This is a genomic window from Streptococcus australis ATCC 700641, assembly GCF_000186465.1.
Classification (GTDB): Bacteria; Bacillota; Bacilli; order Lactobacillales; family Streptococcaceae; genus Streptococcus; species Streptococcus australis.
The window spans coordinates 1,724,011-1,738,962 of sequence record NZ_GL636091.1 but is presented as its reverse complement, the minus strand read 5'-3'; the positions used below and the strand labels follow the sequence as shown (position 1 = coordinate 1,738,962).

Here is a 14,952-nt window from a genome sequence, read left to right as displayed (position 1 = left end):
ATTACCAAAAACTCATTAGAGGTTGGGCATATTGCCCCACCTCTTTTTATGATATACTAGAGTAGTTTTTGAGATTTGTAAAAAATGTGATTTTCTAGTTCAAATTTAAAAAAGAAAAGGGGAGAACATGGACATCTTTTTGAGGAGCATATCGGGCATCCTGGTCATCCTGGGCATGATTTTAGTGGGCTTTGTCATTGGTGAAAAAGCTTGGTTTGATGACAAGTCACGTGGCTTGATTGCAAAGCTAGTTACTCAAGTCGCTCTTCCCTGCTATATGCTCTACACCATTACGCAACGCTTCACAGCAGCAGATCTACTTAAAATGTTGCCAGCCTTGCGATTTCCTGCCCTGTCTATGGTTATTTTACTTGGCATCGCGACAGGGGTAGCAAGGATCTTTGCAGTAAGACAGGACCGTCGTGGCCTCTTTATTTCCATGTTTTTTAATTCCAATACCATCTTCGTGGGGCTTCCTATTAACCAAGCCCTCTTTGGAGATGCCAGCATTCCCTATGTTTTGATCTATTACATGTGTAATACGACCTTTTTCTGGACTTTGGGGACCTATCTGATTCAGCGGGATGGTGAGGGAGAAGCGCAGTTTGATCTTAAAACCAGTCTGAAAAAAGTCTTTTCTCCGCCCCTGATGGGCTTTCTCTTAGGGTTAGTCTTTGTGATCCTTCATATCAAGATGCCAGCCTTTCTAGCCAGTGATTTGCAGTATCTGGGTAATTTAACGACCCCCTTATCCATGATATTCATCGGTTTGTCAGTGTCTCATGTAGGTGTGAAGCAGTTGGTTCTGGGAAAAAATCAGCTACTCATTCTACTAGGTCGCTTCGTGGTTGCCCCTCTCTTGATGGCTTCCATCGTCTACTGGTTGCCTCTTCCAAACCTGATGAAGCAAGTCTTTATCATCCAGTCCGCCATGCCTGTGATGACCAATGCGCCAGTTGTTGCCAGACTCTACGGAGCTGATAGTGATTATGCAGCGGTCATGGTGACAGAGACGACCCTTGCAACCATGGTGGTGATCCCTATTCTCATGCTGTTGATGGCTTAATAAATAAAAAGAGCTCAAGTTTTCATTGAAAAAACCTGAGCTTTTTTATATGAGAGCTAATAAAATCGTAATTACCAGAGCGATACCTACTCGAATAACATGATGAACTGGTTTGAAGTTTTCTTTGTGCTTGCCATTCCAATAGGCCCCGTAGCAAATCAAACCACAGCCAATCATCCAAAGGAATAAAGCAACAATCGGCAAAAAGAAGTAGAGGATAAGAGAAAAGGTCGTAAGGCAACTTCCAATGAACAGAAGCTGATTTCCTAGAGTATTCTTGCCCTTTCTTAATTCTGAAAGGCTAGCCAATAAATGAAGGAGGGGAAAGGCAAGGGCTAAGAAGGCTGTCAAAAAGCCGAGAAGAATGGGGATGAGCATAGTTTTCCTTTCTATGATACATGATGTAAGATCGCTCCTTAGTTAGAAGCGACGTTTAAAATCTCCAAATAAAACTGAATGACTTCTTGTTCGGTGTAAGTCTTGCCTTTTTTGAGCCACCAGCTGAGGGTTTCAATGAAGTTGGTTACGACCAGGTGTTTGAGATAGGAGTGGGGGATGTTGGGGTGCGATTGAATCAGTTTTTCAGCTACCATGGGGTAGACGTCGTGTTCCAGTTCTTTTCTCAGTTGCCGGATAAAATAATCATTTTTGGAAAGCAAGAGACTGGTTACATGGTCTTGGTTTTTCTTGAAATGCTGAAAGATATGGGCTAGGTAGTCTTGGGGAGAGAGCTGATCATCTCGCTCAAAGAGGTGATGAAAGAGTTTTTGACAGAGCTCGTCAAGTAATAATTCCTTGCTCTCGTAATGGCTGTAAAAGGTTGAGCGCCCCACATCAGCAAGGTCAATGATTTCCTGAACGGTGATGGCCTCGTAGTCTTTTTGGTTGAGTAAGTGTAAGAACGCCTGATAGATAGCTTTTCGAGTTTTGGTGATGCGACGATCCTGTGCTGTCATATGGACACTTCGAACAAACTGTTCAGTAACGGACACCCTAAACGGTTTGCCCCTATCCTTTCTGTTGTGAATGTTAGATAATGATAATGAACATGATGTTCATGAATCTATTATAACAAAGGAAATAGGATTATGAAGACAAAACATGCGGTCTGGATCGCTTTTTTCTTGAATTTGAGTTATGCCATTGTTGAGTTTATTGCAGGAGGGATTTTTGGATCCAGTGCGGTCCTTGCGGATTCGGTCCATGACTTGGGGGATGCGATCGCTATTGGGATCTCTGCCTTTTTGGAGAGTATTTCCAATCGTGAAGAAGACAGCCACTATACCTTGGGCTACAAGCGCTTTAGCCTTTTAGGGGCCATGGTAACGGCTGTGATTCTCATGACAGGGTCCGTTCTAGTTATTTTGGAAAATATAACGAAACTCTTTCACCCACAACCTGTCAATGATGAGGGCATCCTCTGGCTTGGAATCATAGCTGTCAGCATCAATGTGCTAGCGAGTCTTGTCATTCGCAAAGGGCAAACCAAGAACGAATCCATTCTCAGCCTGCATTTTCTTGAAGATACCTTAGGTTGGGTGGCTGTCATCTTAATGGCCATTGTTCTCCGATTTACCGACTGGTACATCCTAGATCCACTCTTATCTCTTGCTATTTCCATCTTTATTCTGTCCAAAGCCATTCCACGTTTTTGGAGCACGCTCAGGATTTTCCTGGATGCCGTGCCAGAAGGAGTGGATATCCAGCAAGTCAAGAGTGATTTGGAGCAGTTGGAGCATGTGGCTAGTATCAATCAGCTTAATCTCTGGACCATGGATGGTTTGGAAAAGAACGCCATTGTCCATGTTTGTCTAGAGCATGTCAACCACATGGAGGTCTGTAAAGAGTCTATTCGTACCTTGCTCAAAGATTGTGGCTTTCAAAATGTTACTATTGAGGTCGATGAAGACCTGGCAACCCACCGAGCCCATAAGCGCAATATCGAAGAGTTGGAAGTGAATCAAAGTCATGGACATATTCATCACCATCATTAATGACGAGTTGGTACGAGCAGAAGCCTAAGAAAAAGTGTATACTGTAGGTAAGTAAGCAATAGAAAGTAGGTTGTTCCTATGAAGAAAACAGTTTATACAAAAGCTGGGCAAGTGGGTCTAGTAGAAGTTGAACGTCCGCAAATCGAAGCGCCGGATGATGTTATTCTCCGCATCGTCCGCACATGTGTCTGTGGATCCGATCTCTGGAGCTACCGTAATCCAGATATTGAAGCAGGGCATCAAAATAGTGGCCACGAAGCCATTGGGATTGTCGAAGAAATCGGAGAAGCCATTACAACGGTTAAACCAGGAGACTTTGTTATCGCGCCTTTCACCCATGGTTGTGGGGAGTGTGATGCCTGTCGTGCTGGCTACGATGGGACGTGTGACCGTCATATCGGCACCAACTGGTCTGATGGGGTGCAAGCGGAGTACATGCGCTTCGAATACGCCAACTGGGCCCTTGTCAAAATTCCAGGGCAACCATCAGATTATACAGAAGCCATGCTCAAATCTTTCTTGACGCTGGCAGATGTCATGCCGACGGGCTACCATGCAGCGCGTGTAGCAGACGTGAAGCCTGGTGACAAAGTAGTGGTCATCGGGGACGGTGCCGTTGGTCAATGTGCAGTGATCGCAGCCAAAATGCGGGGAGCATCACAAATCGTCCTTATGAGCCGTCACCAAGACCGCCAACAGATGGCCTTGGAGTCAGGCGCGACAGCAGTTGTCGCTGAGCGTGGTGAAGAAGGCATTGCCAAGGTTCGTGAAATCCTCGGAGGTGGAGCAGATGCGGCCCTTGAATGTGTCGGTACCGCAGCAGCTGTCGATCAAGCCCTTGGGGTTCTTCACAATGGAGGACGTTTAGGTTTTGTCGGTGTCCCTCATTACAATAATCGTGCCCTTGGTTCGACCTTTGCCCAAAACATTTCGGTGGCAGGTGGGGCAGCCTCTGTCACCACCTATGACAAGCAGTTCTTGCTCAAGGCTGTACTTGATGGCGACATCAACCCAGGTCGCGTCTTTACTCATAGCTATAGCTTGGATGAGATTGATCAAGCCTATAAAGATATGGATGAACGTAAGACGATTAAGGCTATGATTGTACTGGACTAACGAAAAAATTCTAGTAGAAAATATCTACTAGAATTTTTTAATACAATTCCCAATCCGGACTTGAAAATTTCTTGGTTCGGGTCATATAAAAATGGATAAAGTGAACTTCCATTGCTAAAGTCATCACGGTTGCGATGGTAATGACAATGGTTGGATTGGCTGAGAAAAGAAGGGAGAGAACCAGTCCGATAAGGAACATCCCTGCTTGCAAACCATAATAGAGCTTGTCATACTTGAGGTGACTCTTGTTAAAATAGCCATTTGCAAGGATAGCAGCTTGAAAGAGGCCGATACCCGTATAGAAGAAGCCAGTCGCAAAATGGTGATGGACTTCTGGATTGACCAAGAAACTCATAGACACAGTCACCATAATCAAGCCGATGAAAATTGGATAGTGACTATAAATTAGGAAGATTCCCTTATTCTTTCCTTCTTCATCAATGGCATGGTCAAACTTACCAAAGTAATTCATAAAGAGGTTGACCATGATGATAAAGTAAAGGATAGAGTGGATAGAGAAATTTTCAAGTGTAAAAAAATCTGCAAGGCCCATAATCATCTCACCAAAAGTGATGATAACTAAAAGCGAGATGCGTTCAATCAGGTGGGGGAGATTAATCTGAAAAAGACTTGTATGTCGAGTTAAGATAATAGGCATGACGAAGGTCAAGAGAATCCCTAGCATATAGACATAGATACCAAAATCTATCGGAAGAAGTGCAGCTATGTAGATAGCCAAGGTCCTGAGCCCTGTCATCCAAAGAAAGCCCTTGATACTTTTTCGATTGGCTGGAGTAGTAGACTTACGCAAATACTCTACTAAGTATTGGAGAAATAGGGTTAAGGTCAGGGTTCCCACTGTCCAGCAGAAGGTATGAAAGTAGCTCTGCCAGTCATTGGTAATCATGTTTGAGATTAAGAGCAACATTGCCATATTGATGAACATGACGGTCATATTGAAAAGGGAATTCTTTCCATAGCGGTTGGTATAGACGGTCTGAATCATCCAAGAATTGACCAAAACCAGAAGTGTCATCAGGAAACCAAAGATGGCATCTAATGATAAGACTCCATGGTGAAGATGATGGATAAGGGCAGTGGTTTTGGAAATAGCGTAAACAAAGACCAGATCATAAAAGAGTTCACTATACTCAACCCGTTTGTGTTTGATAAGATTTGACATGGGTTATCCTTTCTGCGATGTTTGAACAATTTATTATATCAGAAAAATGACAGTATATGATGGAAGGAAGGGGAGTAGACCAATCAATTTCATTGTGACGCAAATTGTCATTACATGACAACAGTTGATGTAGCCTATTTACTAGGATACTCCGAAGTGTCTTCCTTCTCACGAGCCTTTAAAAAATGGACCGGACAGACTATTTCAGAGTATCGCGAGTAGATGCAGACAGAAGCTTAACAGCAGAAATTTCCATTATCAACACCAGATGTATTCATCTGGTGTTTTTATCTTTCTGAAAAAAATGAAATTTTCTACTTGACAAGTGAGTGTTCACTCACTATAATAGTCTCATACTTAAAAAGTGAGTAAACACTCACTTAGGAGGATGCATATGAAAACATTGCTACATTTACAAGATTTACAAAAATCTTTTGGTCAACAACTGGTGTTAAACCACGTTGGTTTTGAATTACAGTCTGGGGAAATCATTGGTCTAATCGGTCCTTCTGGTGCTGGTAAATCAACCATGATTAAAACCATGTTAGGAATGGAAAAGGCAGATAGCGGTATCGCTTTAGTCTTAGACCACACCATGCCCAATCGTCATATTCTGGGAGATATTGGCTATATGGCCCAGTCTGATGCTTTATATGAGGCCTTGTCAGGGCAAGAAAATTTGGAATTTTTCGGTCAGCTAAAAGGCCTTTCCAAAAAAGACTTAACAACAGAAATTGCCCATGTGGCTCAGGTGGTAGATCTGACAGATCACTTAAATAAGGCCGTATCTGGTTATTCCGGAGGGATGAAACGACGCTTGTCGCTGGCGATTGCGCTTTTAGGAAATCCTCAGCTCTTGATTTTGGACGAACCGACGGTTGGAATCGATCCTTCTCTTCGAAAGAAAATCTGGAAGGAATTAATCACACTTAGAGACAAGGGTGTAGGCATTTTGGTCACCACCCATGTCATGGATGAAGCAGAGTTGACAGATAAGGTTGGCCTCTTGTTAGGTGGAAACATCATTGCCTTTGATACACCAAAAAAACTCAAAGAAAATTATGGTGTGTCAAGTATTGAAGAAGTCTTTTTGAAAGCAGAAGGAGAATAAGATGAGAACCCTTGCCATTGCAAAAAAAGTTATCAAAGAATTGCTTCGTGACAAACGAACCCTTGCCATGATGTTTGTGGCTCCAGTCTTTATCATGTGGTTGATGAACCTCATGTTTTCGGCTAGTACAACCGTGAACGTCAAGCTTGCAACACGGGATCTACCAACTAGTTTGGTAAGGAAGATGGATGATATGGACCATGTCAGTGTGAAAACTTACAAAGACATGGATCAAGCCAAAGAAGACTTGGCTGATGAGAAAGTCGACGCCGTCATTTCTTATAAAGACGGGGAGTATCTGGTAGATTATGCCAATACAGATGCTTCGAAAACTGCTATGACCCGTCAAGTATTGCGAACCAGTATCGCCAGTGAAGGCACCAATCAACTATTAACTCGTGTTAAACAGGCCCTTCCTCAATTGAAACTGGATGCAAAATCACCAGAAATTAAGGAATCTTATGAGTATGGGAATGAAGATACAGGCTTCTTTGCCAGTATGATTCCAGTCTTGATTGGATTTGTCGTTTTCTTCTTTGTTTTCTTGATTTCAGGGATGGCGCTGTTGAAAGAACGCACCAGCGGCACCCTAGATCGCTTATTAGCCACTCCAGTTAAACGCTCTGAAATCGTCTATGGTTACATGATGTCTTATGGGATCATCGCTATTCTTCAAACAGCGGTTGTTGTTTTAGCAGCTATCTGGTTGTTGAATATTGAAGTTGTCGGAAGTTTATTAAATATTATAATAGTTAATGTAGTATTGGCTCTTGTAGCACTCGCCTTCGGAATTCTCTTGTCCACCTTGGCCAAATCAGAATTCCAAATGATGCAATTTATTCCTCTTGTGATTATGCCGCAGCTCTTTTTCTCAGGAATCATTCCTCTTGATTCAATGGGAGAATGGGCAAAAACAATTGGGAAGTTCTTGCCTTTGACCTACTCAGGTGATGCCATGAGTCAGATTATTCTTTACGGACGTAACCTTGGGGATATTTTGCCAAATATCGGTGTTTTACTGCTTTTCCTTGTCGCTTTGACAATGCTGAATATTGTCGGATTGCGTCGGTATCGTAAGGTATAAAAATAATAAGAGGATGTGAGGAAGGACATGAACGAGAGTATTTTTGAGTCGTTTGAAGCGTATCTAGAGGGAGCAGACTATCCCAAAGGAAAGAAGAAAATTATGCAGGCAGCCGTCGATTTGATCTCGACCAAGGGGTATAATGGGACTTCAACCCTTCAAATTGCGGAGCATGCCGGGCTTAGCCAAGCCACTCTCTTCAAGTATTTCCAGACCAAAGATGAGTTGCTGACGGCTATTTTACATCCGATCCTTCCTAGTCTTCTGGGAAATTTTCTGGATCAACTCTTAAATTTTCAAACAACAGAGGAAAAAATTCACTATTTCGTTTATGACCGAATGAACTACCTCAAAACCAATCAAGCTCTCTTAAAAATCGTGTTACAGGAGATATTTTCGAATGAAAAGATCAAGCAGGAGCAAGAACATATTTGGAGTTTCATTCAGGGTAGAATTGGTGACCTCCTTCAAGAACTGAAAGCGGACCCTCGCATCAATCCTGATCTGACTATTTCCCAATTCCTGCGTATTCTGATTGGCCCGCTGCTTGCCTATTTTGGTCAGCTCTATATTCTTGGAACTAATGGGCAAGTGACCGATGAAGATCTTTCCTTGGTCGAAAAGCAAATCTTAGGTGGCTTGTGGAAATAGGGGGATCTGATAGAAACAAACCAAAAAACCATATTCCATTTCAATGGGAATATGGTTTTTTACAACTTTTATTTCAAATTCGACATCACTTGTTTCTTGGTGAAGGTGCGCTCTTGTTTATTAGCTAAGGCCTTAATGCGCGCATCAAGGAGAATAGCGCGACCTTCGGCACTTCGGGTATAGACGAGGTCATACTTACCTAGGCTCTTTCGGATTTGCTCCACAAAGGCTTGGGCATCCTCTTTCCGTTTGTCAAAGAGGCTTGGTACAGCGAAATATTCTGTTTGATCGGACACCTTTTCCTGTGCTTTCAGGATATAGCGCTGATTTTCAATTGGAGCGAAAAACTCGATCATGGTTTGCGAGAAGAGTTCCTTCTCCCGCATGGTTCCGCCTTTCATATAGATTAGCGTGTTGATGGCATCCTTTCTGTCTCGTACGACTTGGATGCGGGTTGCTTGAGTCTGGATCTGCCCAGAACGGAGTAGGGCTTGGTGGATAGCCTGGCCGAAGACTTCTAGCCGTTTATAAGGACTCTTATAGAGGTAGTAACGGAGCCAAGCAAGGAGTGCGAGAACAGCTAAGACGAATAGAAGAATAAGAGAAGCTGTATTCCATCCACCTCTATGTGAATAGTAAATCAGGTTGGCGAAAGAATCGGTCAAAGTAGCGGCCGTCAGCCAACGAGCTAGCTTCCTGGCGTCAAAAAATAGGGCCAGGGGCAGGAAGTGTTTATCCACTTGGACCTCGTTTGCAATCTCCATATTCTCCAGAATAGGCAGGGCTTTTTTCCAGCCGTCTCGGAGTTCTTGACGATGGGTGGAGCGCTCTAAGGTTTCTTCATTGAGTTTTTGCAACTGTTTTTTGGTATAGCGGATATTGTCAAAGGCTAGACGTTCAATACCGGATTCGATAAAGGGCTCCTTGTAATGGAGGCCTAAAAATTGCTTCATCCGCCTTTCTAAGAGTTCCAGATCAGGACTGTATTCTTTCAGCTGATCAGTGAGGGCTTCGATCTCTTCCTTTTCAAGATCGGACTTTTCATACCATTTCTTTAGGGAAAGATTGATGGAGACCAGGTGCCAGATGTTGCTAGTCTTGTCTGGATTCTCAGGCCACACTCGAATGGCACGACCCCGCATTTGGTTGCTGAGCATGAAACTGCCGACAAAGCTCGCTAGGATCAGAGAGTTGACGCAAGGAGCATCCCAGCCTTCTCCCAGAAGGGACTTGGTTCCAATGACGACTTGGATAAGCCCTTCTTGAAAGAGCTGGGTCACGGCTGTCACCAAATCATGTTGAGAACCAACCAAGCGAACCTTGAGAAAGTCATCAGGAGATAATTGGCCGACACTTTGGTATGTCAGTCTGTCCGAACCTAGAAGCTCTTCTAGTCTTGACTTAGCAACCGTCGGGATGATGACGATGCTGCCGGTTAAGACAGCGATGGCGGGAGGAGTTGCTTGCTCTAAGCTTTCCCTGCGAATAGATTCGAAATAAGAGAGTACTCCCAATTGAGTAAATTGGGCGTCCTTATCCCCGAGATGAACTTCAAAGTCTTGACGAATATAGTCTGTTAAGACCAGTTGTCGTAGTTGGCTTCCAAGGGCCTGGTATTCGGCCTTGAAAATCTCTCGGACGGCATTAAGTTTTCCGAGGGATTGGTTGAGTAGAAGGTCTTGTTTTTTGTTGCGGACCAGTTTGACTTGTTTTCGATCGATCAAGCTGGCTGCTTTTAATTCATGAAGCAGTTGCTTCTCGTATTCCTCAGGTAGATTGTACCAGTGAGGCACCTGAAAGAGCAGGCCTTGCAGGAGAATTTCAAGCCAGTCCAGGGTGAAAGCAGGTAGTTTCTTGGCTCCTAAAAGGTCCTGGAAACGTTTGGGAAAGTCAATTCCCTTGCTTCGAAGAAAGATCAGGGTAGCAGAGAGATACTTGGGCTCATTGAGCAATTCATCGTCGCTGATCTGACCAGATAAGGCTTGGCAGTTTTGGAGGTGTTGGCAAAAGAGGGGATCGGAAGTCAGTTGTTGCAAGAGAGCATTCTTTTGTTGGCTAAAGGCATCCAATTGCTCTTGCTCTTCCTTGGTTGGAAAGGCGAAGTAGACATAGTCCTGATGAGGACAAAGGGTATCTTCTTTGACCAATTCGGGAACCGTAATTTCCTCATCAATCTCACCACACATGCGGATATAGCGATCCCAAAGGGCAGGATCCCCTTCATAGGGCGGGGTGGCGGTAAGGGAGATCATCTTTAAGTCAGGGAAGGCTTGACGAAAAGCTTCCAAGCTCTTCCACCATTCATTGCGTAAGTGGTGGCACTCATCTAAACAAAGGGTCCCAAGTGAGATGGCCTTGAAAGTAGTAAAGATATCAAAGCCTTTGAAATCAAATGTTTCAATCTCTGCCTGGTCATCGGTATCCTCAGCTTGTGATTGACCGACGACTTGGTTCATGGCGCTGTGTAGGGCCTGATAGGTAGCCACTGTAATCAGCTTAGGATGTTTTAAGTCTTGTGAAATCAGTTGTTCTGCTTGGCTTTCATCACTCAAGAATGCCTGGATAATCCGGTCCACCCATTGTTGACGAATGGTGACCGTAGGAGCCAAGATCAGGGTTGGCTGGCCAAAGCGTCTGATAAATTCGATTCCTAGGGTTGTTTTTCCAGAGCCAGGAGCTGCTACCAAATGCAGGTGGCCATCCGCCATAAAAGCGTCACTCTTATCGAGAACGCGTTTTTGATAGTGTCTCCATTGGCCTGTAAAGGCTAGTTCTTGTAACATTGGTTTCCTCCCTTGTACTGTCCCCATTATATCATAGTTGAAGGTATTCATTAGAAAGGGAGTTGCTATGGAAGAAAAATAGTCCTTTTTGCTATCTCTTCTTGACACCGGCTAGATAGACTTATATAATGTTACAAACAAGTTTGGAGGCAACAGATGATCCATAAACATGAAATTCCTATTTTAGAGTTTGACGACAACCCACAGGCAGTCATTATGCCGACCCATGAGGGGTTAGACCTGCATTTGCCTGATAAATGCGTTTATGCTTTCTTAGAGGATGAGATTGACCGCTTTGCCAAAGTTGCTGGAGCCAAACAAGTAGCTAGCTTTGTCTCAGCTACCAAGACCTATCCGGTTTATGTCATGGAGCACCAAGGAGAGGAAATCTGCTTGGCTCAAGCGCCAGTTGGATCTGCAGCAGCAGCCCAATTCATGGATTGGTTGATCGGCTATGGGGTGAAGAAGATCATTTCGGCAGGAAGCTGTGGCGTCTTGGTGGACATGGAAGAAAATGCCTTTTTAATCCCGACCAAGGCTTTGCGAGATGAGGGAGCCAGTTACCATTATGTAGCACCTTCTCGTTATATAGAAGTAGATCGTCGAGCACTGACTGCCATTGAAAGGGTCCTAAAACAAGAGTCCATTCCCTACCAAGAAGTGATGACCTGGTCGACAGACGGCTTTTATCGAGAAACGCCTGACAAGGTGGCCTATCGCATTGAAGAAGGGTGTAGTGTGGTGGAGATGGAGTGCGCCTCACTGGCAGCAGTAGCCCAGCTTCGTGATGCGGTTTGGGGCTTGCTCCTATTTACCGCAGATTCTCTTGCAGACCTGGAAAATTATGACCAGCGTGACTGGGGATCTGAAGCATTCGATAAAGCCTTAGAATTGTGCCTAGAAATGGTTCTTCACTTGTAGGTCTATTCTCTTTTTATGGTACAATGAAGCTATGTTAGTCAAATTATTTTTAAAACAATGGCAGTCCAAGATGAAAAGTCTATCTCCAGCAAGGAGGCTCTTTTTCAGCTTTTTCTTGGTTATCTTAATTGGCTCCCTCTTATTGAGTCTGCCTTTTGTCCAGCAAGCAAGCTCAAAAGCAGGTTATGTCGACCACCTTTTTACAGCAGTCTCCATGGTCTGTGTGACGGGCCTCTTTACCCAGTCAGTAGCCTCGACCTACAATGCCTGGGGGCAGTTGATCTGTATGCTCTTGATTCAGATTGGTGGCCTGGGGATCTTGACCTTTATCGGTCTCTTCTTTATGGAAAGTCGTCAAAAGCTCAGCTACAAGGACCGACAGACCATTCGGGACAGCTTTAGCTTTAGCAATAACCAGAGCTTGGCCCGTTTTGTCCGTTCTATTTTCATAACCACCTTTACCATCGAAGGACTGGGGGCCTTGCTCCTCATGATTCGCTTCATTCCTCGCTTCGGCTGGGGGCATGGAGTCTTTAACTCCATCTTTGTCGCGATTTCAGCTTTTTGTAATGCGGGCTTCGATAATTTTGGGGGCGATAGTATGATGAGTTTCCAGACCGATTGGCTGGTGAACCTGACCTTGTCTGCCCTTATTATTACTGGGGGCTTGGGCTTTATGGTTTGGTTTGACCTCGCTACCAAGACCTGTAACCAATCAGGACGGCGGACTCTTCGCTTCCATACTAAGGTGGTTCTCTGGTTAACAGCTGCGATCCTTCTCTTTGGGACAGTAACCAGTCTCTTGACCGAGTTTGATAATCCGGCAACCATTGGGGCCCTCCCCTTGGGAGAGAAAATTTTAGTCAGCTTTTTCCAAACCGTCAGCATGCGGACAGCTGGTTTTGCTTCCTTAGATTATACAGCAGTCCGACCAGTGACGCTCTTCGTCTATCTCTTGCAGATGTTTTTAGGTGGAGCACCAGGCGGGACAGCAGGGGGCATGAAGATCACCACCTTCCTGGTCCTCTTGCTCCTGGCTCGGAAGGAACTATTGGGGCTACCACATACCAATTTAGGAAAACGTACGATTTCACCAGACATTGTTCAACGTTCCTTTGGGACGGCGGTGATTTTCCAGTTGACCTTCTTAGTGGGTCTATTAGGAATCTGTTTAGTGACGCCGGATGGCCAACGCTTTATTTATTTGGTCTTTGAGGTGGTATCCGCTCTAGCGACAGTGGGAGTGACAGCTAATGTAACCTCGACCTTAAATGGAGCGGGACTAGCCATTATTATGGTCCTCATGTTTATCGGACGGATTGGTCCTTTGACCCTCATGGTTAGCTTAAACAATTACCAAGCTAAGAAAGCAGATACCTTGCAGTATGCCAAGGCAGACATCATTATCGGATAGGAGAAACTCATGGCGAATCGAACCATTGGAATTTTAGGATTAGGAATTTTTGGACAGAGTGTCCTCAAAACCCTACAGGACCAGGATGTGGATATTATTGCAATTGATGATCACGCAGATGTGATTAATCAGTATGAATCCATGATTACAACTGGAATTGTTGGAGACATTACGGAGTTGGACCTCTTGGATGCAGCAGATATTGGGAACTGTGACACAGTCGTGATCGCGACGGGTGAAAACCTGGAGTCCAGTGTGCTGGCTGTTATGCACTGTAAGTCACTTGGCGTCGAGCATGTCATTGCCAAGGTCAAGAATGAAGTGACCAAGGAAGTCCTTGAGAAAATTGGGGCTGATTTGGTCATCCTACCAGAGGTGGAAGCGGGAATGTCCCTAGCTAAGATGATTCTCTTCCAACATGGGATTGAAGTTTTCCAGTTGGATGAAGAAGTGGTGGTGGTCGAGTTTACGGTTCCAGCTAGCTGGGTAGGAAAAAGCATCCGAGACTTGGAAATCAGAGACCAATATCAACTCAATATTATTGGCTATCGAGATGCGGAAGACCAGCCTTTGCGAAGTCAGATTGGTCCCGACTTTATTTGGCCACAAGGGGTGCGAGTAATGGCGGTGACAGATAACCAGTATCTAGATAGAATCCAAGACCTCTTAGAGGAATAGAAATAAAGAAACGACCAACTGGTCGTTTTTTACTGATATGAATTTATTACTAGCTAAGAATTAAAGTTTCTTTAAGCATATTCTTTTATAGTAGAACTATCAAAAATACTTCCAATGTGGGAATAGAAGGATGAATGATGAAAATTTTTAAGTTTATACGTTCAGAAAAGCCTTTAAAAGAGCTTAAATGGTATGATATCGCTATTGTGACTACCATTATGTTTGGGCAGTTTATTGTCTGGTCTACAGAACTCTTCCTTGCCAATCTTCAACCAGTTTCGCAAACCGTCACCACAGCTACTGAAACGGCCACCAATACAGCCACGGATGGAGCAGATACTCCAGTAGCTTCACCTTGCAGATCATCTTATTAGCCCTTGCCTTGGCTTACTTGCTTCTCAGGAATTTCGATTTTAAACAGCTGCCGATTCGCTTCAAATGGTCTGTCCTCTTTTGGGTACCCTTTATCTTTGCCATCGTCGGTTTGTTTGGGGATATCGTGACAACGGTGAGCGGAGAGTATGATTATTTCAATGTTAATCTCTTTGCTTATATCGATCCCATGCAGATTATCCACAAGTTCTTAGCACTCAGTCCCTTGGCGATTGCTTATGCCTTGCTCAATGGTTTCTACGAAGAGTTCTTCTTCTTAGGAGTCATGACATCTGTTAATCAGAAGTACAAGTGGTGGGCACTGGCTTATTCGACCTTGATTCGGATTTCCTTCCATACCTACCAAGGTTTGCTTTGGGCAGTGGTCATCGGTGTCATCTATGGACTCTTCTATTATGTTCTCTACAAAAAGGTGATCAAGAACCTCTTGCCATTCTTCCTCATGCATGCTTTGGCCGATATGTTTGGCTCTAGCATACTCTATCTCTTGATCAATTGGGGAAGCTAAAAAAATAGTTGAAAAGAGAGTGGGACAGAAATCGGTAATTCGTTAGAATA

At 44.1% G+C, this 14,952-nt stretch carries 13 protein-coding genes and 2 pseudogenes; 11 read left to right on the top strand and 4 right to left on the bottom strand.

Annotated elements, in window-relative coordinates; translation table 11 throughout:
- The first annotated feature begins 127 nt into the window (after positions 1-127).
- Positions 128-1,066, top strand: coding sequence for an AEC family transporter (locus HMPREF9421_RS08165; RefSeq protein WP_006596542.1), 939 nt, complete (start codon positions 128-130; stop codon positions 1,064-1,066).
- A gap of 45 nt (positions 1,067-1,111) precedes the next feature.
- Here HMPREF9421_RS08165 and HMPREF9421_RS08160 read toward each other — a convergent pair whose 3' ends face one another.
- On the bottom strand, positions 1,112-1,444 hold the full coding sequence (locus tag HMPREF9421_RS08160; protein WP_006596541.1) for a hypothetical protein: 333 nt from the start codon (positions 1,442-1,444) through the stop codon (positions 1,112-1,114).
- A gap of 38 nt (positions 1,445-1,482) precedes the next feature.
- Positions 1,483-2,022, bottom strand: a complete 540-nt coding sequence (locus tag HMPREF9421_RS08155) for a TetR/AcrR family transcriptional regulator (protein ID WP_006596540.1) — start codon at positions 2,020-2,022, stop codon at positions 1,483-1,485.
- Positions 2,023-2,154: 132 nt separating this feature from the next.
- Between HMPREF9421_RS08155 and HMPREF9421_RS08150 the strand changes: the two genes are divergently transcribed.
- Positions 2,155-3,060, top strand: coding sequence for a cation diffusion facilitator family transporter (locus HMPREF9421_RS08150; protein ID WP_006596539.1), 906 nt, complete (start codon positions 2,155-2,157; stop codon positions 3,058-3,060).
- 78 nt (positions 3,061-3,138) lie between these two features.
- Positions 3,139-4,176, top strand: a complete 1,038-nt coding sequence (locus HMPREF9421_RS08145) for a zinc-binding dehydrogenase (RefSeq protein WP_006596538.1) — start codon at positions 3,139-3,141, stop codon at positions 4,174-4,176.
- 37 nt (positions 4,177-4,213) lie between these two features.
- On the opposite strand, the gene HMPREF9421_RS08140 is transcribed toward HMPREF9421_RS08145, so the two are convergent.
- Positions 4,214-5,359 (bottom strand): low temperature requirement protein A, encoded by a 1,146-nt coding sequence (locus HMPREF9421_RS08140; RefSeq protein WP_003008695.1) that lies wholly within the window; start codon positions 5,357-5,359, stop codon positions 4,214-4,216.
- Between the two features lie 114 nt (positions 5,360-5,473).
- On the opposite strand from HMPREF9421_RS08140, the pseudogene HMPREF9421_RS10440 reads away from it, so the two are divergent.
- From HMPREF9421_RS10440 to HMPREF9421_RS08125, 4 genes and pseudogenes are all read left to right on the top strand, one after another.
- A pseudogene (locus tag HMPREF9421_RS10440) lies at positions 5,474-5,581 on the top strand (helix-turn-helix domain-containing protein); the annotation flags it as partial.
- A 172-nt stretch (positions 5,582-5,753) separates the two neighbouring features.
- The gene (locus tag HMPREF9421_RS08135) at positions 5,754-6,470 is read left to right on the top strand and encodes an ABC transporter ATP-binding protein (RefSeq protein WP_006597136.1); all 717 of its coding nucleotides are present in this window, start codon (positions 5,754-5,756) and stop codon (positions 6,468-6,470) included.
- A gap of 1 nt (position 6,471) precedes the next feature.
- A complete protein-coding gene (locus HMPREF9421_RS08130) occupies positions 6,472-7,554 on the top strand; it encodes an ABC transporter permease (protein ID WP_006596536.1) in 1,083 nt (360 codons plus the stop codon).
- A 27-nt stretch (positions 7,555-7,581) separates the two neighbouring features.
- Positions 7,582-8,205 (top strand): TetR/AcrR family transcriptional regulator, encoded by a 624-nt coding sequence (locus HMPREF9421_RS08125; RefSeq protein WP_006596535.1) that lies wholly within the window; start codon positions 7,582-7,584, stop codon positions 8,203-8,205.
- Positions 8,206-8,273: 68 nt separating this feature from the next.
- Here the strand turns inward: HMPREF9421_RS08125 and HMPREF9421_RS08120 are convergent, their stop codons facing one another.
- Positions 8,274-10,988 carry a DEAD/DEAH box helicase family protein gene (locus HMPREF9421_RS08120; RefSeq protein ID WP_006597139.1) on the bottom strand — a complete coding sequence of 905 codons (2,715 nt, stop codon included), beginning with the start codon at positions 10,986-10,988 and terminating at the stop codon, positions 8,274-8,276.
- A 156-nt stretch (positions 10,989-11,144) separates the two neighbouring features.
- Here HMPREF9421_RS08120 and HMPREF9421_RS08115 point away from each other — a divergent pair, with 156 nt between their 5' ends.
- The 4 genes and pseudogenes from HMPREF9421_RS08115 to HMPREF9421_RS08095 all read left to right on the top strand — a co-directional run bounded on the left by HMPREF9421_RS08115 (position 11,145) and on the right by HMPREF9421_RS08095 (position 14,902).
- Entirely contained in the window at positions 11,145-11,909 is a 765-nt protein-coding gene (locus HMPREF9421_RS08115) for a nucleoside phosphorylase (protein ID WP_006596533.1), read from the top strand.
- 31 nt (positions 11,910-11,940) lie between these two features.
- The gene (locus HMPREF9421_RS08110; RefSeq protein ID WP_006596532.1) at positions 11,941-13,323 is read left to right on the top strand and encodes a TrkH family potassium uptake protein; all 1,383 of its coding nucleotides are present in this window, start codon (positions 11,941-11,943) and stop codon (positions 13,321-13,323) included.
- Between the two features lie 9 nt (positions 13,324-13,332).
- Positions 13,333-14,001 carry a potassium channel family protein gene (locus tag HMPREF9421_RS08105; RefSeq protein WP_006596531.1) on the top strand — a complete coding sequence of 223 codons (669 nt, stop codon included), beginning with the start codon at positions 13,333-13,335 and terminating at the stop codon, positions 13,999-14,001.
- Positions 14,002-14,138: 137 nt separating this feature from the next.
- Positions 14,139-14,902: pseudogene (locus tag HMPREF9421_RS08095) on the top strand (CPBP family intramembrane glutamic endopeptidase).
- Positions 14,903-14,952: the final 50 nt, after the last annotated feature.

What these genes read in the sequence shown, in the direction of transcription:
- HMPREF9421_RS08165 (WP_006596542.1), top strand. Translation starts at nt 128, where the DNA reads ATGGACATCTTTTTGAGGAGCATATCGGGCATCCTGGTCATCCTGGGC.
- HMPREF9421_RS08160 (WP_006596541.1), bottom strand. Translation starts at nt 1,444, where the DNA reads ATGCTCATCCCCATTCTTCTCGGCTTTTTGACAGCCTTCTTAGCCCTT.
- HMPREF9421_RS08155 (WP_006596540.1), bottom strand. Translation starts at nt 2,022, where the DNA reads ATGACAGCACAGGATCGTCGCATCACCAAAACTCGAAAAGCTATCTAT.
- HMPREF9421_RS08150 (WP_006596539.1), top strand. Translation starts at nt 2,155, where the DNA reads ATGAAGACAAAACATGCGGTCTGGATCGCTTTTTTCTTGAATTTGAGT.
- HMPREF9421_RS08145 (WP_006596538.1), top strand. Translation starts at nt 3,139, where the DNA reads ATGAAGAAAACAGTTTATACAAAAGCTGGGCAAGTGGGTCTAGTAGAA.
- HMPREF9421_RS08140 (WP_003008695.1), bottom strand. Translation starts at nt 5,359, where the DNA reads ATGTCAAATCTTATCAAACACAAACGGGTTGAGTATAGTGAACTCTTT.
- HMPREF9421_RS08135 (WP_006597136.1), top strand. Translation starts at nt 5,754, where the DNA reads ATGAAAACATTGCTACATTTACAAGATTTACAAAAATCTTTTGGTCAA.
- HMPREF9421_RS08130 (WP_006596536.1), top strand. Translation starts at nt 6,472, where the DNA reads ATGAGAACCCTTGCCATTGCAAAAAAAGTTATCAAAGAATTGCTTCGT.
- HMPREF9421_RS08125 (WP_006596535.1), top strand. Translation starts at nt 7,582, where the DNA reads ATGAACGAGAGTATTTTTGAGTCGTTTGAAGCGTATCTAGAGGGAGCA.
- HMPREF9421_RS08120 (WP_006597139.1), bottom strand. Translation starts at nt 10,988, where the DNA reads ATGTTACAAGAACTAGCCTTTACAGGCCAATGGAGACACTATCAAAAA.
- HMPREF9421_RS08115 (WP_006596533.1), top strand. Translation starts at nt 11,145, where the DNA reads ATGATCCATAAACATGAAATTCCTATTTTAGAGTTTGACGACAACCCA.
- HMPREF9421_RS08110 (WP_006596532.1), top strand. Translation starts at nt 11,941, where the DNA reads ATGTTAGTCAAATTATTTTTAAAACAATGGCAGTCCAAGATGAAAAGT.
- HMPREF9421_RS08105 (WP_006596531.1), top strand. Translation starts at nt 13,333, where the DNA reads ATGGCGAATCGAACCATTGGAATTTTAGGATTAGGAATTTTTGGACAG.